Genomic DNA, 18,499 nt, shown 5'->3' with positions numbered 1-18,499 from the left:
CCGATCGAAAGAATCACGCTGCCCCACGGCGCAGCGGCGGCGCCATGAATTCCGGCGAAATCGGATTCTCGATGGTACGCAGGAGGATCGCGTCGATGTCCTTCATCGTGGCCTCGTCGATATGCCAGCCGTCGATCTCGCCGATCGGATCGAGCTGATCGGGACGCCGGGCACCCCAGAGCGCAATGGTCTGTCCCTGATCGAGCACCCAACGCACCGCAAGCGCCAGAACGGATTTATCGAAACGCTCCCTCGCAAGCGTCCTCAATTCCTCGACGGCTGCAAGATAATGGGGAAAGCGATCACTCTGGAATTTCGGATCCTTGAGCCGCAGATCATCACCCTTGAATGTCTGATCCTTTGTCATCTTTCCGGCCAGAAGCCCACGGCAGAGCGCGCCGTAGCACAAAGCGGTCAAACCGTTCTTCGCCGCATAGGGCAAAACGTCCTTTTCGATCTCGCGCTCGAAAAGATTATAGGGCGGCTGGATGGCATCCAGAGTCGCGGCCTTGCGAAACTGATCCATCTGGTCAGTGGAAAAATTGCTGACACCGATCGCCTTTATCTTGCCTTCCTTGCGCAAGTCCTCAAGCGTACCCGCTGTTTCCTCCAAGGGAACGGCCGGATCAGGCCAATGGACCTGATAGAGATCAATGACATCGGTCTGCAGGCGGTAGAGCGATTGTTCGACCTCCTCGCGGATCCGGGCGGGACTCGAATCGCGAAAGACCTTGCCGTCCTTCCAGTCAAGGCCGAGCTTCGTCGCGATCTGCACCTCGCCGCGCAGGCCACCTTCGGCCAGAGCCTTGCCGACGACCTCCTCGGAATGGCCGAATCCATAAACAGGCGCCGTATCGATCAAGGTAATCCCGCGTTCGACGGCGGAGCGGATCGTGGCGATCGCCTCCTTGTCGTCGGTGCCGCCCCACATCCAACCGCCGATCGCCCAAGTGCCGAGTCCGACGCGTGAGGTCTTGTGAGCGGTGGAGCCGATCGTGATGGTTTCCATGTGGATTTCTCCTCGCAATTTTCTCGTTGGCTTGGCCCAAATGGCACCAGAGATCGGATCGACGCCTCGCCGCGCGAAAATAGGCGGCGGAAGTGCCGTTCAAGCCTTGCAGGCGTATCGACATGTAAACGCATCAAACCGAAAAGCGGGAGTCACTTTTCGGTTTGATGCGTTTGTAAATATGGAGTCGCTTCACGATACGATCAGTTTGAAAATGCTCTAGCGCGAAACATAGGCTGGTGCCTGTGTCGGTTCGCCGATCTGCACCCAGACATTTTCATTTTCCTGGGACTGGCGCTTAACGAAACGATAACCGGTTTTGTCCCATGGTCTGAGCTCATCTTGCAGATTGTCGAGGATGAATTCTCCATGATCGGTCTCAACGGTCACAACCGCATGGCCTTCGCCCTGTTGGTCCTTGACCACGGTCATGAGCAATGCCTGGCGCGGAACACCTTCCTCGATCAGGAGCTTGCGTTTGAGCAGAGCGAAGTCCTCGCAATCCCCCTTACCATCCGTGGGATAATCCCACCGGTCAAGCACACCCCAATGGTCCGCGTCCGAGACCGGCACGATCGCCTTGTTAACGCCTGCGTTGATGCGCACCAATTGCCGCAAGGTCGCCGCATTCAGCTGGATCGTGACGGGGGCCCTGTCCGCGTCGAGACATTCACCGGGATTGCGGCGGCAGAAATCGATCCAGCCGTAGGGCACGCTCGTCACCGGACCAAGGCTTACAAAAGTGGACCGAAGGATGGCTTCCTTCGTCTGGCTCCATCCGCTCGATGGCGCCATGCACAGCGCGAGCAGCAATGCCAGGCCGCGCATTGCTGAAAACCACGCCAAAGAGCTTGTCAACGTGCTCATTTTCCCTTCCTCGATCGGAACTCAGGGCAGTTTGAGCGAAGGTCTTTGCAAGGACTCTAAGCAAAAGCCTCAACCTTTAGGAAATTGCCGCCGCACGCTCCAGTAACGTCAGGCAAGGTATTCCAACTTTTGCCAATTCCTGTCGAATTGACGGAATTCGCGGTGTCCACCTGTCCAGTGAAGGCAAGAACCAACCGTCTCTGCACACAGGCCAGCTATTTCTGCGACGAAACCGCCATAGTAAAGAAACGGTTTCATCCCTATCTTACCTTTCAAGGCCGGACAGAACGGGAGGTGCGGAAAAGCATCCGCCTTCCAAACGTCCCTACCCGATCCTGCAGCCGGCAAGGCCTGCCGGAAACACGCCCCGGGAGGCAATGCCCGCGGAAATTGCGCCTTGAAGAGGCAAGTATCATCAAGGCAATGACTGCATTGATCCGGCTTGTTGAACCAACACAAGCCGGGATCGTTAATCATTCGTTCATACCTGACTTGTGCTCCTTATTGATGCGGCTGAACAGGCCCCGCAGATCAAAAAAGCTCTCTTGTCGCCGTTAAGGTTATTTTCATAATTTTCATCGGATGGTCTTGAGGTCCGTATGTCCCTGGTGAATATCGAACCAACGCCCAATTCCGGTCTGCCGGCGCTCGGCAGCCTGCTCTTGCCAGAGGACCAAGCCGCACTTTTGCGTGCCCTGCGTCAGATCGAGCACAAGAGTTTTGCAGCACGCATCCAGGCACTTGTGGGGCGCAAAACACTTCTGTTCGCACCGCTCATTCCCCCTGCCGTGGTGGACAGCGCCAACAAGGCGGCGCTCACAGCGATTCAATCCTCGTTGCGGTTCGTCCTGAATTCGCTGAGGAACAAGGAAGGGCAGAACAGCCGGCATTGGCACAAGGCGGTTGCTGTGCTCTCGGGCGCCACCGGGGGAGCCTTCGGCCTTTCAAGCCTTCTTGTCGAACTCCCCTTCTCGACCGGCGTCATGCTCCATTCGATCGCCGATATTGCACGCAGCGAGGGAGAGGACCTCGACCATCCCGACGTTGCTCTCGCCTGTCTCGAGGTTTTCGCGCTCGGCAATGAGCGTGACATCCGAACCCTGCATGCGGACGACGAGGTGCGCCGCGAAGCGATGAGTTTTGACGGCCGGCTGGAAAATATCGCGGTCAAAACCAGCTATTTCGCCATGCGCAGCATACTTGCCAGATCCGTTACCGAGGCGACGCGCTATCTCATGACGCATCAGATCGTCGATGAGACGGCGCCGGTGCTGATTCGCCTCATCGCGCAAATCGCGCCGCGTTTCGGCATAGTGGTCTCGCAGAAGCTCGCCGCTCAAAGCGTCCCGGTGCTCGGAGCCGTCGGTGGAGCAGCCGTCAATTACGCCTTTATCGACCATTTCCAGACCTTGGCACGCGGACATTTCACCATCCGCCGCCTGGAAAGAGCCTATGGCGTCGCACTTATCCGCGAGGAATACCAGAAATTGCTGGAAGCCGAAGCGGAAGCGGCGTTAAACTCGCCACCAAAGCCTTCTTTCAAAACATCGATGCAAAACTGGTTTCACCGCGGCGCCTAACTCCGAGATAGCCATGCGATCGATTTCCGCGTCATCGATTTCTAACGCATCGATTCGTCAGATTCCTTTTCGATCTTTGCTCCTTGCCGGCGCGCTTCTTCTGCCGGTGGAAAATGCCCAAGCGGGGTTTTTCGAGGCCCTGTTTGGACTGGAGGAGGCGGCACCGCCGGTCTATGTCTCGCCCTCCCCGCATTCCCATTCGGCGCGCAGCCACCACGCGAAGAAAAAGAAAGCGCGGATCGCCAAATCACCACCGAGACCCGTCATCATCCAGGCTTTGACGGGGGATGCCAAAGCCGATCTTCTGAAGGATGTGACGCTGCGCTCTGGTGACGCAGTCATGCTGCCGGAAGGTCTGCGCATCTTCACGGGAGATAGCAGCGGACCGCATTCCCTCGATGATTTCCAGCCGATAGCAATGCTGAGCGGCCGCAAGGCGCGCCACAAGGAACTGCTCGTCGCCATTGCCGCCGCCAAGGCGAATCCCATTTTCCCGGCGCGACGCGAAGCCTCCCTTTCCGTCAACACAGGGCGTTCCGCCGCGCTCTCGGTAGAGGAACCCATTCCCGCTTCACTCGAGAATTCCTCCCGGCCGTCGGTTCGTTACGTCGGTCCTTGAAACGGGAAGCAAGAAACGGGAGGTAAGAAGTCTTTGGTGGCGCACTGCCTGTGAAAATCCACTCCCCGAACCAAGAGGCCAGAGGCCTCCGCGAGCGTGTGGCGCACTTTCCCGCTCTCTCAGCGCAATCTTTCGTTCCATCCGCGGGTTTTTTGTTTTAGCACTGGCCCGCCACGCCATTCCGATCCTTCTTCACAGTTTCCTTCCGGGCCGATCCCGGCAAGGATGCTGCGCGCCGCGACCTGCCCGATGGATGCGGCGAGAAGCGCGACGGAGGGCGCGCGTTCCGCGGCGGCCAGCTTGCCCGGCCGCATGCCGGTTGCCCGAATTTCACCCTCGATGGCTCTCCCCCGAGCCTTGGTTACAGGAACAGCGATCGCATGCCCAAGCGCACAGATATCGGCACCATCATGATCATTGGCGCCGGTCCGATCATCATCGGCCAGGCGTGCGAATTCGATTATTCTGGAACGCAGGCGTGCAAGGCTTTGCGACAGGAGGGGTACCGGATCGTTCTCGTCAATTCCAATCCGGCGACGATCATGACCGATCCGGACATGGCCGACCGGACCTACGTCGAGCCGATCACCCCGGAAGTGGTCGCCAAGATCATCGCCAAGGAACGCCATGCCGCGCCGGGCGGCTTCGCCCTTTTGCCGACGATGGGTGGCCAAACAGCGCTGAATTGTGCCCTTTCTCTCAAGAAAATGGGGGTTCTCGACGATTATGACGTCGAGATGATCGGCGCGACCGCCGAAGCGATCGACAAGGCCGAGGACCGCGAATTGTTCCGCGAGGCGATGACGAAGATAGGGCTTTCGACGCCGCGCTCGCATCAGATCAAGACGCTCAACCAGGCACTCGATATTCTCGACGATATCGGGCTGCCGGCGATCATCCGCCCGTCCTTCACCATGGGCGGCACGGGAGGTGGCATCGCCTATAACAAGGCCGAATATATCGACATCATCGAGCGGGGCATCGATGCCTCGCCGACCAACGAAGTTCTGGTCGAGGAAAGCGTCCTCGGCTGGAAGGAATATGAAATGGAGGTCGTGCGCGACCGCAACGACAATTGCATCATCGTCTGCTCGATCGAAAATATCGATCCGATGGGTGTCCATACCGGCGATTCGATCACCGTCGCCCCGGCGCTGACCCTGACCGACAAGGAATATCAGGTCATGCGCGATGCCTCGCTCGCGGTTTTGCGCGAGATCGGCGTCGAGACCGGCGGCTCCAACGTGCAATTCGCGGTCAATCCGCAGGATGGCCGCATGATCGTCATCGAGATGAACCCGCGCGTCTCGCGCTCCTCGGCGCTGGCCTCGAAGGCGACCGGTTTTCCCATCGCCAAAGTCGCGGCACGTCTCGCCGTCGGCTATACGCTGGACGAAATCGCCAACGACATTACCGGCGGGGCAACGCCAGCCTCGTTCGAGCCGTCGATCGATTATGTCGTCACCAAAATTCCGCGCTTCGCCTTCGAGAAATTTCCCGGCGCCGAGGACACGCTGACGACCGCGATGAAATCGGTCGGCGAGACCATGGCCATCGGCCGCACCTTCGCGGAAAGCCTGCAGAAAGCCCTTCGCTCGCTCGATACCGGCCTCACCGGGCTCGATGAAATCGCCATCGATGGCCTCGGTCTCGGCGACGACATGAACGCGCTGCGCGGCGCCCTCGGCCGACCGACACCCGACCGGCTCCTCAAGGTCGCACAGGCGATGCGCGAGGGAATGAGCATCGAGGAAATCCACGAGGCCTGTTCCATTGACCGCTGGTTTCTCGATCAGATCGCCGGCATTCTGGACCTCGAAGCCAAGGTGCGCGCCTTCGGTCTGCCTCAGGATGCCGCCAATCTGCGCCGCCTCAAGGCCGCTGGCTTTTCCGACGCGCGGCTAGCGACGCTTACCGGCACAGGCCCCCGCGAGGTCGCCGCGCTGCGGGCGGAACTCGGCGTCGAGCCCGTTTACAAGCGCATCGACACCTGCGCGGCGGAATTCGCCTCTCCCACCGCCTACCTCTATTCCACTTATGCACCACCCTTTGCCGGGCCGCCCGTCTGCGAGGCCCGCCCCTCGAACCGCGACAAGGTTGTGATTCTCGGCGGCGGCCCGAACCGCATCGGCCAGGGCATCGAATTCGATTATTGCTGCTGTCAGGCCTGTTTCGCCCTGCACGATGCCGGGCTCGAGACGATCATGATCAACTGCAATCCTGAGACCGTCTCGACCGATTACGACACATCGGACCGGCTCTATTTCGAACCGCTCACGATCGAGGACGTGCTCTCCATCCTGGCGAAGGAACAACAAGCCGGAACTCTCAAAGGCGTCATCGTCCAGTTCGGCGGCCAGACACCGCTCAAACTCGCCCATGCTTTGGAGCGGGCCGGCGTGCCTATTCTCGGCACCTCCGTCGATTCCATCGATCTTGCCGAGGACAGGGACCGTTTCAAGCGCCTTTTGGAGAAGATCGGCCTCAAGCAGCCGATGAACGGGATCGCCTTCTCGGTCGAACAATCGCGCCTCGTCGCCGCCGATCTCGGCCTTCCGCTGGTGGTGCGGCCATCCTATGTGCTCGGCGGCCGGGCGATGGCGATCATCCGCGACAATGCGGCCTTCGACGACTACCTCCTCGGCACCCTGCCGGGCCTCGTGTCCTCTGAGATCAAATCCCGTTATCCCAACGACAAGACCGGCCAGATCAATACGGTACTGGGCAAGAACCCGCTGCTCTTCGACCGATACCTTTCCGATGCCGTGGAAGTCGACGTCGATGCCCTCTGCGACGGCAAGGAGGTCTTCATCTGCGGCATCATGGAGCATATCGAGGAAGCCGGCATTCATTCCGGCGATAGCGCCTGCTCGCTGCCACCCCGGTCTCTCGGTCCCGAAAAGATCGCCGCACTCGAGGATCAGACTCGCAAGCTTGCCCTCGCCCTGCAGGTTGGTGGTTTCATGAACGTCCAATATGCCTTGAAAGACGATGAAATCTATGTGCTGGAGGTGAATCCCCGCGCTGCCCGCACAGTTCCTTTCGTCGCCAAGGTCATCGGCGTGCCGCTTGCCAAGATCGCAGCGCGCCTCATGACCGGGGAACGCCTCGCCGACTTCAAGCTGGAATCCAAAAAGCTGCGGCATGTCGGCGTAAAGGAAGCCGTCTTTCCCTTCGCCCGTTTTCCCGGTGTCGATACGGTCCTGGGACCAGAGATGCGTTCGACCGGCGAAGTCATGGGAATCGATTATTCCTTCGCCATTGCTTTCGCCAAAAGCCAGCTCGGCGGTGGCACCAAAGTGCCGACCAAGGGCACCGTCTTTGTCTCGGTGCGCGACGAGGACAAACATCGCGCCGTCGAAACAATCCGGTTGCTAGTGACGCTCGGCTTCAAGATCTGCGCGACCGGCGGCACCGCCCGTTTCCTGGAGGCCGAGGGCATTCCGGCGCAACGGTTGAACAAGGTCTCGGAAGGCCGCCCGCATGTGGTCGATGCGATCAAGAATGGCCTGATACAGCTCGTGCTCAACACGACGGAAGGCGCGCAGGCGCTGGCCGACTCGCGCTCCCTGCGCCGCGCCGCGCTCTTGCACAAAGTGCCTTACTATACCACTCTTGCGGGAGCGATCGCCGCCGCGCAAGGAATCCGTGCTTATCTCGCGGGAGATCTGGAAGTTCACGCCCTTCAGGATTATTTCGCCTGATTAGGACTTCGAGAGCGTGATCCCGCTCTTGCCGGACCCGTGAAGGTGTCCCATACTTGCCATTCTTGATCGGGCGTTACGAGCGGCAGGTATTTTATTTCGAAAGAGACGATGATGGATAAATTCCCGATTACGCCAGAGGGTTACCAGGCGCTGGACAAGGAATTGAAGCAACGCCAGCAGGAAGAACGCCCACGGATCATTCAGGCGATCGCCGAGGCCCGCTCTCATGGCGATTTATCGGAAAATGCCGAATATCATGCCGCCAAGGAAGCTCAATCCTTGAATGAAGGCCGGATCGCCGAGCTCGAGGATAAATTATCCCGTGCGGAAATCATCGACGCGAGCAAATTGTCCGGTTCAACCGTGATGTTCGGCGCGACCGTGACGCTCGTCGACGAAGATACCGAAGAAGAGAAAGTCTATAAGATCGTCGGAGAGACCGAGGCCGATGTGAAGGCTGGCCGTGTGTCGATCAGCTCTCCAACCGCGCGCGCCCTCATCGGCAAGAAAATTGGTGATTCCGTCGAGGTGAATACCCCTGGCGGCGGCAAGAGCTACGAAATTCTGAAAGTCGCCTTTCAATAGGACGTTGCTCCGTCATTTCAATGGCATTGCATGAAGATCAATCCTGCCGTCTGGGGCAAGCGGCAGGACGTAGGACATTCGTGCCCTTCAAAGGGCGATCCGGCGCGCTCGTACATCCGACTTAAACCAATGGATAAGGGCATTTTCCGCTCCATGCGGGCATGATTCCCGAAAATGTTCGAAAGAATCGCCATGTCCGCTCTCCGCCGCTTTCTTCCCCCGCTCGACCCGTTTCTCATCGGGCTTTTGATCGCCATCGGCCTTGCCGTCGTAGCCCCGGCGCGCGGCGCCATGGACCGATTCATGGATCAATTGGTCTATGCGGCCATTTTCGCCCTGTTCTTTCTTTACGGTGCACGATTAAAGCCGGAGGCAGTGCTTGCCGGCATCACCCATTGGCGTCTGCAATTGGTGGTGCTCGCCAGCACCTTCGTGCTGTTTCCCGTTGTTGGCCTCATGCTGGTGCATTTTTTGGGGAACTGGCTATCGCCGCAGGTCGCGATGGGGCTTTTGTTCCTGACGCTGGTGCCTTCGACAGTGCAATCCTCAGTGGCTTTCACCTCGATTGCCGGCGGCAACGTGCCTGCAGCCTTATGCAGTGCTTCCGCATCGAGTTTCTTCGGCATTTTCATCACCCCGGCACTGGTCTCGCTTTTGATGCGGACCAAGGGCGTCGGCCTCAATACCGGCGCGATCGAGGATCTGGTGATCCAGATTCTAGTCCCTTTTCTTCTCGGGCAGGGTCTGCGGCGCTGGATCGGTAGCTTCGTCGAGCGCCACAAGGCGCTCACCTCTTTCGTGGATCGCGGCTCAATTTTGCTCGTCGTCTATGCGGCCTTCAGCACAGGCATGGTCAATCATGTGTGGTCGTCGCTCAGCCTCGCTGATTTCGGCGTGATCTTCGCCGCCGACACGCTGATCCTTTTCATTGCCCTCGCCGCGACGACCTATGCTAGCCGTTGGCTCGGCTTCAAACGCGAGGATCAGATTGTCATTGTCTTCTGCGGTTCGAAGAAAAGCATCGTCAGCGGCATTCCCATGGCGAATATTCTCTTCGCCGGGCCTTCCGTCACCCTCGCCGTACTGCCCCTGATGCTCTTCCACCAGATTCAGCTTTTCGTCTGCGCGGTCATCGCCCAGAATTACGCCCGTACCGTGCGCCCAGTGGAAACGCGAACGGTGCACGAACAACAGACCGAAAGCCCATCACATTCTTATACCCAGTCTCGCTGATCCCAATCTGTCGGGCTCTGTGCGATTTGGTATCAAATTACCTCAACGGTCTTTGCCTCGAAGAGCGGTCCCGCCTGTGCGTGACGCTCGAAGATCTCCGGCGCGAGGCTTGTGACCGGATTGCGCGGCGCCTCGCGCAGGAGCGCCTCGATCCGCGCCTGCGAGGCTGACAGCAGCGCTTCGGGAAGTTCGCCGGCCTCCCGGGCGTGCAGGATCGCCTGAGCGAAATCGCGCACGCGCTCGGTCTCGGTCCAATGGGCGCAAACCATGATCAGATCACAGCCTGAGGCGAGAAGCCGCGCGGCAGCTTCCGGCTGCGCGAAAAACGCGTTCATCGCGCCCATGCCGATGTCGTCGGAGACCACAACGCCGCGATAGCCCAGCTCATCACGCAGAAGATCGGTGCAGAAACGCCGCGACAGCGTGACCGGAAACTCAGGATCCACCGCCGGAAACAGAATATGCGAGGTCATGAGCATCGAGACGCCTGCCTTGATCGCCGCGATGAAGGGCAGCAATTCACGCCGGCGCAGATCATCGAGCCCCGCCGACTGGCTGGGAAGGCCGTAATGGGAATCGACGGACGTATCGCCATGCCCGGGGAAATGCTTGCCGCAGCCAAGCACATGCTGCGCCTCCATCGCCCGCAGAAAGCCGAGCCCGTGCTCTATGACCGTCTCCGCGTCGGAACCGAAAGCCCGCTCACCGATCACTGGATTGGCGGGATTGGTATGAATATCAAGTACCGGCGCAAAATTGAGATTGATCCCCAGCGAGGCGAGTTCCATTCCCATCGCTGCGCCGATCGCGGGAGCACGTTCGCCCCAATGCGCGGCATAGCTGAACCTTGTGATCGGCGCCGGTGTACGGCAGACGCGGCCGCCTTCATGATCAACGCCTATCCACAGATGCTCGCGGCCGCAGGCGGCATGAATATCCTCGATCAGGCGCGCTTGACTGGCGAGCCATTCGGCATAAGGCAGATCATGGCGGAAGTTGCTTTTATAGAGGATCACCCCCGCCGGTTGCAGATCCCTCAACAAAACCCGGTCGCGCTCGTCAAGCAGAGGCGTCGGGCGAAGGCCGACGAGAAAATGTGAACCGACTTCGGCAATGGGATGTTCAGTCATCGGACCTTCCGACGGAATGGCATGGCGGGGAAAACGTCAGCAAAATCGTCGCCCTCCTCCATCTGAACGGCAAATAGTAATCAAAGATTGAATAACCGATGCCTTGGCAGGACATCCCTTCTCATAAACGATTGATGCGCATAACCACTCACCAGGAGCGTGCGATCAGGACCAGGCCAGCGACGGGTGAACACATCTATTCCCTTGACGTTACAGGTCCCGTAATTGCTCCATTCCTCTGAAACATGTCTTCGCCGCTACGTGCCACACCCAATCTCGACAGGAATAATACGTCAAGATTGGGCGCCACGCCCGCATAGCGGCGGCTTCCCCGACGGACCTCATCGATCCAACAGACCGGGATCGATGAGGTCTAGTATAAAGCCGAGCTTTAAACATCAATGCCTCGGGAGGAAAGCCAGAATACCGGCGGCTCGTCACAGGCCGTCGCGGCGTTCCTTCGCGCTTCCGTATCAGGTTTTGCCATGCCTCCTCTCAAAATTATGCTGATCCGCCACTCGGAGAAACCGATCAAGGATAGAAATCTTCTGCCCAATTCCATTCGCGGCGTCGAACCTGATGGGACAAAGAGCAAGGATTCACTTTCGGTTCGCGGCTGGCAGCGCGCAGGCGCCCTGGTGCGCTATTTCGCGCCGCTCGATGGTCAGGCCCCTCTCGATCCCACCATCGCACAGCCGGATTGTCTTTTCGCCTGTCGGGCCTATCCAACCAACACCAGCCTGCGACCGCAGCAGACGCTCTGGCCTCTCGCGGAAGAGCTAGCCATTCCGGTGAATTGCGACTTCGCGGAAGGGGAAGAACCGGCACTGGTCGAAGCCGTCAACGCCAAACAAGGCGGCGTTGTTCTCATTTCCTGGAAACACAATCAATTACCAAGGATCGCCAACTTCATTCTCGGCAATAAGAAGCAGAGTCCACAAAGCTGGCCGATCGACAATTTCTCGACGACCTGGATCTTCGATCGCATTGCGAAAGGCTGGAGCTTTCAGCAAAGACCGCAGCGCCTGCTCGCCGGTGACCCTGCGACAACCATCGACTTTTCCGCTCCCGCAAACGAACCCGTGTCCAACCCTTGAACCAATCAGGGAATCATCCCAAACGGTGCGAGTGCGAGCGCGAGAACGATTACCGAAGCGACATTGCGCCGCACATTGACCTCGCGAGCGAATGCAATTTCGAGACTTTCGCGTGGCCCCGATCAACGACAAGTCCGGGCTAGGCTTGCGAAGGTCTGTCGGGATATTCTAGACGGTAAGGAAAAGGAGGAGAATCGTCCCTGGTACGCGATGTGGCTTTACCAATGCCACGGTGAAGCGGGACGGTGCTCTATCCCATCCATCGCCAATGCCTCAATCGCGGACAGAATCTTGTCGAAGCAGCGTCGTTTTCAACGCATCGCCTTCATCGCCGCTTCCACGCATGAGGCCGCCGAGGCGATGCGGGAGCTCGTCATCCTCTACGGTAATGTCAATCCGGACGAAGCCGATGTCATTGTCGCGCTCGGCGGCGATGGCATGATGTTGCAGGCGCTGCATCGTTTCATGGGCCAGAAGAAACCGATCTATGGCATGAATCGCGGCTCGGTCGGCTTTCTCATGAATGAATTCCGGCTGGACGAGCTTGAAAAACGCCTGGAAGTGGCCGAAGCCTCCGTCGTGCATCCGCTGCGTATGCAGGCAGTCGATACGCGCGGCATGGAAATCAAGGCGCGCGCCATCAATGAAGTCTATCTGTTCCGCCAGACCTATCAGACCGCCAAATTGCGCATCGCGATCAATGGTCAGGAACGGTTGAGCGAGCTTGTCGCCGATGGCGTGCTTCTGGCAACACCAGTCGGCTCCACCGCCTATAATCTCTCCGCCCACGGGCCGATCCTTCCGCTTGATGCCGCCATGGTTGCCCTCACGCCCATTTCTCCGTTCCGGCCACGCGGCTGGCGTGGCGCGCTGCTGCGTGACAAGGTGAGTGTGACGATCACGGTCCTCGATCCGGACAAACGACCAGTCTCGGCTGTCGCCGACCATTACGAATTCCGGCACGTGGCCCGCGTCACCATCGAGATGGATCATGCGACCGGCCTCGTGCTTCTCCATGATCCCGGCCATTCGCTCAACGAACAGATTCTACGCGAACAATTCGGACCTTGAGCATGTCTGACCAAATCCGCATTCTCAGCCGCAAAATCCTGACGGACGGTTTCGGCAAGCTCGAGCGTATCGTCATCGAGCGCAAGCGCTTCAATGGCGAATGGCAACAACAGGCGCGAGATTTCTTTGATACGGGCAATGGCGCAGCCATTCTCCTATACGATCCCACGCGATCGCGTGTCCTGCTCGTGCGGCAGTTCCGCCTACCGGGATTTCTCGGCAACAATCGCGAAAGCCTGATCGAGGTCTGTGCCGGAAAGCTCGGCGGCGATGATCCGCGATCCTGCATCATCCGCGAGACGCAGGAGGAAACCGGCTTTGCCATCGGTGAGCCGAGATTCCTCTTCGAAGCCTATTCAACGCCCGGCGCGGTCGCCGAAAAACTCTATTATTTCGCGGCGCCCTACAGCCTTGATCAGCGTGTCGGCCCGGGCGGCGGCCTTGAAGAGGAGGCCGAGGATATAGAGATTCTGGAACCGACGCTTGATGAAGCGCTTGCCATGATCGACAAGGGTGAGATCATCGACGCGAAAACCATCGCCCTGCTCTATTGGGCCAAGCTGAACAATGTCATGCAGGGCTGATGACGCGCCGCATACATCTCCAGTTTTCTACAGACTGAATGATTTCGCGCATCCACCGCTGGCCGGCTCTGCCGACGGGACGATTGTCATCCCGGCCGGAGCCATCGAAAATACAGAATGTTTCAAAGAGAAAATGGATGGCCTGCGTCGCCTCGGCGGCACAGTGATCTATGCACAGCTTCCCTCACTCGATGACGCCAAGCTCGATGATCATTTGACCGCGATCATACAGCATAGGCTCGATGGCATCGTGCTGCACGGATGTGGCGGCGGCATGGATGTGCAGCATGCGGGCTGCCTGCTTGCCGTTCACGAGGCCTTGCATAACAGGCCGGACGGCACCACGAAAATCATTGCCGAGGTTGCGGCAACGCCTGCCGCCTGTTTCACCTTGCAAACCTATGCTGGATCAAGTCCCCGTCTCGTCGCATTCATTCACACCCCGCGCCCGCTGGCGAGGGCCTTGAACATCGACCTGCCCGCCATCGCGACGCTTGAAGCGGCGGATTACTTTGACCCAGCGCCGCTTATCTTCGCACGAGCACAGACGGTGCTTGCCGCCGCGATTGCACAGGTTCCAGCCTATCTCGACATGACGTGGCCAGCCGAGGATTTCGCGGCGGCAGCACATGCCAATTCCGCCTGGGAAAGAATGGCGCTCAAGGCGCAGCGGGAGGGCTTTCACGGTCACGTCTCCGTTATCACCGGCAATATTCTCAAGACGGATTGAAGCGACTTGTGACACGATCGGCGCGTATTCCGGTCCTGCCGCTGCTATTCCCCTATAGGACCGGATATTCTCGCCAATCGCGATGCAACGAAACGTTTCTCCATGCCCATCAAGAATCCAATGACACATGCAATCGAGGAACCCAGAAGGCCGCATCCGACTCTTTCCCAGATCGCAAGTCTGTTCATCCGCCACGCTAATTTCACCATGGGCGGAGGCAGCCTCACCGCCGCAGCCATTCATCAGCAATTGGTCGAAAAACGTCACTGGGTCAGCCAGGATGATTTCACCTTGTGTTTCGCCTTGGCGCGTCTGATACCCGGCACCAATCTATTGGCTTTCTGCACCGGCCTCGGCTGGGTCCTGCAACGCGTTCCCGGCGCCATCACCGCTCTTCTTGCCGCCTCTCTTCCCTGCGCCTTGATGGTTGTCGCCCTCACGATCCTGTTCGATGCGTGGCGCGATAATCTTCTCTTCAACGAGGCTTTGCGGGGCGCCATGGCCGGCGCGGTCGCCTTGACCATCAAGACAGCATGGATCATCGCACGGCCTCATGCACGCAAGGCCGAATGTTTGCGTCTCATCGGCATCGGCCTTGCCGCATTCACACTCTATGTCTTTCTCAAAATCCCCGCCATCGAAGTGCTCTTGCTCGCTGGTCTTCTCGGTGTCTTCCTGCCCCCGGTGAAAGCATGAACATCTTTCTGCTCTATGTCATCCTGCTCAAGGCCGCGGCCACTTCCTTTGCCGGACTCGCGGCCCTGCCCGCTGTGCATGACGCACTCATCACCCATTATCATGTGCTGACGGAACAGCAGTTGAACGAGGCCATCGTCATCACCCGCAGTACGCCCGGGGCAGTCGGATTATTCATCGTCAGTGTCGGCTATTTCGTTTCCAGATGGCCCGGCGCGCTGGCTGGCTGGCTGGCCATGATCACGCCAGCCCTGACCATCATTCCTATCCTTCACTATGCCGGCCGCAGGGTCGAGCATCCGCGTGTGAAAACCGTTCTGCAAAGCGTCGTCATCGCCAGTGCCGCTCTGCTATTCGCGGCAGCCATACCGCTTGGCAGGGACGCGCTCACCGATCCGCTGACAATGACCATTGCCACAATCAGCCTCGCGCTGCTCCTGATGACGAAAATCGAGACTTTCTGGATTCTTCTTGGCGGCGCCAGCGTCACTCTTATCGCCAGCGCGATCGGAGCAATCAACAAGATCTCCTGATAATGCGACGCCTCAATTCTGTGTGCTCTGTCTCACCGGCACGAAGCCGAATTCTGCGAAGATTTTTTGCGCACCAGGCGTCAAAAGATAAAGGGCGAAGCGCGCCGCCGCCCATTGCCGTTCTGGATCCGCTCCTTCAATCACCGACATTCCGTAATCAACGGCGATATTAAGATCATCGGGTGCCCTGACGGAGACGAGATCATTATCCGGCGCAGCGCTCCCATGGCTGCAATAGCCGATGAAGAGATCGACCGTCCCCTCTTTCACGAATTGCGCGACAGGATTGGCCCCGGCGGCAGGCGGTGGTGCCAGAGTGCCACCGACAAGTTTCTGCGCCTTATCCTCAAGCTGCTTCTCGGCGCCCGGCTTCAGCACATCCGCCCGGGCAAACATCGTCCATGCGTAATCCCCGCCCGGATCAGCCTTCGGCGTCGAGGTCCCAATACGGGTCGCCGGATCGAGAAGCTTCTGCAGGAAATTTTCCGTCGTGAGGCCAAAATCTTTGCGCGCCAGCCCGCACATTGCGTTTCGCACATAAATCACCGGCGGCAGGCTTTTTCCAGCACGCGCCAACTGCTCGGGGTGGTTCATATTGGCGGAAAGGAAGAGATCGGCACCACCATCCTTTTCGATCCTGTCGAGCAACAAGCCGGCAGGTCCAAACACGGTATCAATCTTTTGCCCCGTCGTCTTTTCATAAGTCGCGACGAGCGACTTGACCACGCCCCTGAGGCTACCCGCTGCAAAGACGCGCAAAGGCTGGGGGGATCCTGTCTGTTCATCGGCCCTGGAGACGCAAGGCCATAGGACGACAAGGAAGACAAGGAGATTCCGGCACAGGACGTTGCGTATCATCACAGATCCATTTGCATCGATAGACGGACAGTCCGCGGCGCGCCCAGCGTTCCTATGCCATTGTCCGTGCTGTTATAGCCATTCTGACCTGTCGGCGCGACATTGGCCCAATAATGTTCATCGGCGACATTATATACATTCAGGCGCCAGGTGACGGGATGGTCCATAACCTTCGTCTCATAGCGCACACCGAGATCGGCGACGACATAGCCGTCAGCCCAGGTCGTATTGCTGTAATTGCCCGGCCGTGCACTGGCGAAATTGATATTGGCGTTGAAGGCAAGGCCGGGCACGAGCGGAAACTGATAATCGAGCAGCATGTTGAACATAACATGCGAGAGGCCGAGAATCTGCTTGTCGGTCGTCGTCACCGATGCCGTATTCTGAAGCCGCGGGTCGAGCAGCGACAGACCGCCGAAAAGGGTCAGATCATCCGTTAGCTTTCCAGCGGCTGTCAGCTCAATGCCGCGATTGACCTGCAAGCCGTTGACGCCATAAACATTATTGACCGTATAAGCATAGGGTCGCTCAATCTGGAACAGGGCCGCCCGCAAATTGATTCTTTCGAGATCGACCTTGTATCCAAGCTCCCATTGCCGCGCACGCACGGGTGCCAGCACATTGCCGGCATTGGCCACACCATTCGGCGCCGTATCGCCCTGCTGCAGATTTTCCGCGTAAGTGAGATAGGCCGTCGAGATCCGGTTCGGCTTGAACAATACGCTCGCCGTCGGGCTGACTCCGCTCGTATTGTAATTGCTGGTCATGACACCGGAACGGTTGAAATTCTGCGCATTGATCCAGCTCTGGCTGATGGCGAATTGCATCGCCCATTGTTCGCTGAGCCCGATAATATCGCCGACCGTGATCGATTGCTGGAAGGTTTCCACCGAACGATAACGGTTCTTGAAATCCGGAAAGGCGCGCGCGGGAAAGACGGCGGGATTGGCGAGGCTGGCGCTGCCGAGCGTCACCGCCCCGGTCTGATACGGCGTATAGCGATCCCACAGGAAACCATTATTCGCGATCACGAAATCATGCGAGACGGGGCCGGTGAAGAAACGGCCGTTGAGCGCGACCATATTGCTCAGCACAGTATCCAGCGAATAGGTTGTCGTCGCCGCCGTCGTCGTATAGGCCCCGGAATTGCTCGTCAGTGTATTCGTCGGAACAGTCGACGCCCTGTCATTGCTCTGGCGCAGGATCGCCGCCGTGAGATGCCAGTCCTGCCCGAAATCATGTTTCAGGCGGCCGCTGAAGATGGCGGTCTGATTGTCGTCACCGCCGTAAGGCTGGCCGTAGCCGACACGGGTCGGATCGGGAGCTGAGGGAAAACTCACGCCGCTTGCCAGAGCGAATGTTCCCGGCAAACCCTTGGTGACGTAATTATAGAAGCTCGCATTGGTCTCGACGACCGTCTCCGGCGTGATGTGAATGTCGAAGGCGAGGCTCGCAAGCTGGCGTTTCAACTGGCTGCCATCGACATAATTGACGCCATTCTGATTAAGCAGATTCAAACGGTAGGCGAAATGCCGCCCCTCGTCGAGATAGCCACCGAGATCGGCATGGCCGAGCCAGGAGGTCTGCGAGAGATAACCGAATGTCAATTCATGCAAAGGCGTCTCGGTGGGACGCTTCAGGACGAAATTGAAAGTGCCTGCCGGATTGGAAGGACCATAGATGGCGCTGGAAAGACCATTCAGCACTTCGATCCGATCGAATTGTTCCATCGGATAATCGGTCGTCGCCGCAATGTTCAGACCGTCGATGCGCGTATTTTGCACGACACCAGCCTGCATGCCGCGCGTCTGCGGCCGGATATTCTCGCCTTGAACGGAAGGAATCAGACGGAGGGCTTCCCGCACGCTCAACAATTGCTGGTTCTTGGCGAGATCGGATGGCACCACCGTGACGGAAAAAGGCGTATCGACAATGGGCCTTTGCCCAAAGGGACCGAGAGTGGCGTTTTTGACGCGATAACCACCTTGAACCGTCTCCGTCGAGGCGGCGCCCTCAGCCGAAATGGTGACAGGCGCAAGCTCGATCACCCCATCCTCAGCATGAGCCGTCAAAGTGGAAAGTGTTTCGATACAAGCGAGAAGAGCAAGCGGGCGGCGAAGCAGTGGAAAACGGTAAGGCACGGTTTTATCCTGTAAAAAACCGTTCACATATATATTAACAGATATTGCTTAACAAGAGC

17 protein-coding genes are annotated in these 18,499 nt (G+C 58.5%); 11 read left to right on the top strand and 6 right to left on the bottom strand.

Features of this window, described 5'->3' with window-relative positions:
* Nucleotides 1–13: 13 nt before the first annotated feature.
* Both DL88_RS04960 and DL88_RS04950 read right to left on the bottom strand, forming a co-directional pair.
* Nucleotides 14–1,009 carry an aldo/keto reductase gene (locus tag DL88_RS04960; protein ID WP_034992759.1) on the bottom strand — a complete coding sequence of 332 codons (996 nt, stop codon included), beginning with the start codon at nt 1,007–1,009 and terminating at the stop codon, nt 14–16.
* 219 nt (nt 1,010–1,228) lie between these two features.
* Nucleotides 1,229–1,876, bottom strand: a complete 648-nt coding sequence (locus DL88_RS04950) for a transglutaminase-like cysteine peptidase (RefSeq protein WP_245270625.1) — start codon at nt 1,874–1,876, stop codon at nt 1,229–1,231.
* Between the two features lie 599 nt (nt 1,877–2,475).
* Between DL88_RS04950 and DL88_RS04940 the strand changes: the two genes are divergently transcribed.
* Nucleotides 2,476–3,456 (top strand): EcsC family protein, encoded by a 981-nt coding sequence (locus DL88_RS04940; protein ID WP_034992748.1) that lies wholly within the window; start codon nt 2,476–2,478, stop codon nt 3,454–3,456.
* A gap of 13 nt (nt 3,457–3,469) precedes the next feature.
* Nucleotides 3,470–4,075: a hypothetical protein gene (locus DL88_RS04935; protein WP_156970942.1), complete on the top strand. Its 606-nt coding sequence runs from the start codon at nt 3,470–3,472 to the stop codon at nt 4,073–4,075.
* Nucleotides 4,076–4,194: 119 nt separating this feature from the next.
* On the opposite strand, the gene DL88_RS04930 is transcribed toward DL88_RS04935, so the two are convergent.
* The gene (locus DL88_RS04930) at nt 4,195–4,389 is read right to left on the bottom strand and encodes a hypothetical protein (RefSeq protein ID WP_034992743.1); all 195 of its coding nucleotides are present in this window, start codon (nt 4,387–4,389) and stop codon (nt 4,195–4,197) included.
* 66 nt (nt 4,390–4,455) lie between these two features.
* Between DL88_RS04930 and carB the strand changes: the two genes are divergently transcribed.
* From carB to DL88_RS04915, 3 genes are all read left to right on the top strand, one after another.
* On the top strand, nt 4,456–7,779 hold the full coding sequence (gene carB / locus DL88_RS04925; protein ID WP_034992740.1) for a carbamoyl-phosphate synthase large subunit: 3,324 nt from the start codon (nt 4,456–4,458) through the stop codon (nt 7,777–7,779).
* 114 nt (nt 7,780–7,893) lie between these two features.
* Nucleotides 7,894–8,367 carry a transcription elongation factor GreA gene (gene greA, locus DL88_RS04920; protein WP_034993036.1) on the top strand — a complete coding sequence of 158 codons (474 nt, stop codon included), beginning with the start codon at nt 7,894–7,896 and terminating at the stop codon, nt 8,365–8,367.
* Nucleotides 8,368–8,541: 174 nt separating this feature from the next.
* Nucleotides 8,542–9,600, top strand: a complete 1,059-nt coding sequence (locus tag DL88_RS04915) for a bile acid:sodium symporter family protein (protein ID WP_245270624.1) — start codon at nt 8,542–8,544, stop codon at nt 9,598–9,600.
* Nucleotides 9,601–9,632: 32 nt separating this feature from the next.
* On the opposite strand, the gene DL88_RS04910 is transcribed toward DL88_RS04915, so the two are convergent.
* Nucleotides 9,633–10,730, bottom strand: a complete 1,098-nt coding sequence (locus tag DL88_RS04910; protein WP_034992737.1) for a glycoside hydrolase family 3 N-terminal domain-containing protein — start codon at nt 10,728–10,730, stop codon at nt 9,633–9,635.
* Between the two features lie 485 nt (nt 10,731–11,215).
* On the opposite strand from DL88_RS04910, the gene DL88_RS04905 reads away from it, so the two are divergent.
* The 6 genes from DL88_RS04905 to DL88_RS04880 all read left to right on the top strand — a co-directional run bounded on the left by DL88_RS04905 (nt 11,216) and on the right by DL88_RS04880 (nt 15,441).
* Entirely contained in the window at nt 11,216–11,827 is a 612-nt protein-coding gene (locus tag DL88_RS04905) for a hypothetical protein (protein ID WP_156970941.1), read from the top strand.
* A 291-nt stretch (nt 11,828–12,118) separates the two neighbouring features.
* Complete coding sequence (locus DL88_RS04900) at nt 12,119–12,898, top strand: NAD kinase (protein WP_034993025.1); 780 nt, start codon at nt 12,119–12,121, stop codon at nt 12,896–12,898.
* Between the two features lie 2 nt (nt 12,899–12,900).
* A complete protein-coding gene (locus DL88_RS04895; protein ID WP_034992734.1) occupies nt 12,901–13,482 on the top strand; it encodes an NUDIX domain-containing protein in 582 nt (193 codons plus the stop codon).
* On the top strand, nt 13,466–14,212 hold the full coding sequence (locus tag DL88_RS19230) for an aldolase/citrate lyase/malate synthase family protein (RefSeq protein ID WP_051955600.1): 747 nt from the start codon (nt 13,466–13,468) through the stop codon (nt 14,210–14,212). Before DL88_RS04895 ends, DL88_RS19230 begins: the two co-directional genes overlap by 17 nt.
* 102 nt (nt 14,213–14,314) lie before the next feature.
* Entirely contained in the window at nt 14,315–14,908 is a 594-nt protein-coding gene (locus DL88_RS04885; protein ID WP_034992730.1) for a chromate transporter, read from the top strand.
* Nucleotides 14,905–15,441, top strand: coding sequence for a chromate transporter (locus DL88_RS04880; protein WP_034992716.1), 537 nt, complete (start codon nt 14,905–14,907; stop codon nt 15,439–15,441). The genes DL88_RS04885 and DL88_RS04880 overlap by 4 nt, the downstream gene beginning before the upstream one ends.
* A gap of 12 nt (nt 15,442–15,453) precedes the next feature.
* Here DL88_RS04880 and modA read toward each other — a convergent pair whose 3' ends face one another.
* Nucleotides 15,454–16,299 carry a molybdate ABC transporter substrate-binding protein gene (modA, locus tag DL88_RS04875; RefSeq protein WP_034992714.1) on the bottom strand — a complete coding sequence of 282 codons (846 nt, stop codon included), beginning with the start codon at nt 16,297–16,299 and terminating at the stop codon, nt 15,454–15,456.
* A complete protein-coding gene (locus DL88_RS04870; RefSeq protein ID WP_084704951.1) occupies nt 16,299–18,440 on the bottom strand; it encodes a TonB-dependent receptor in 2,142 nt (713 codons plus the stop codon). Before DL88_RS04870 ends, modA begins: the two co-directional genes overlap by 1 nt.
* Nucleotides 18,441–18,499: the final 59 nt, after the last annotated feature.

This window comes from Beijerinckia mobilis, assembly GCF_000745425.1.
Lineage (GTDB): Bacteria > Pseudomonadota > Alphaproteobacteria > Rhizobiales > Beijerinckiaceae > Beijerinckia > Beijerinckia mobilis.
This window is presented reverse-complemented; position numbering and strand designations above follow the sequence as displayed.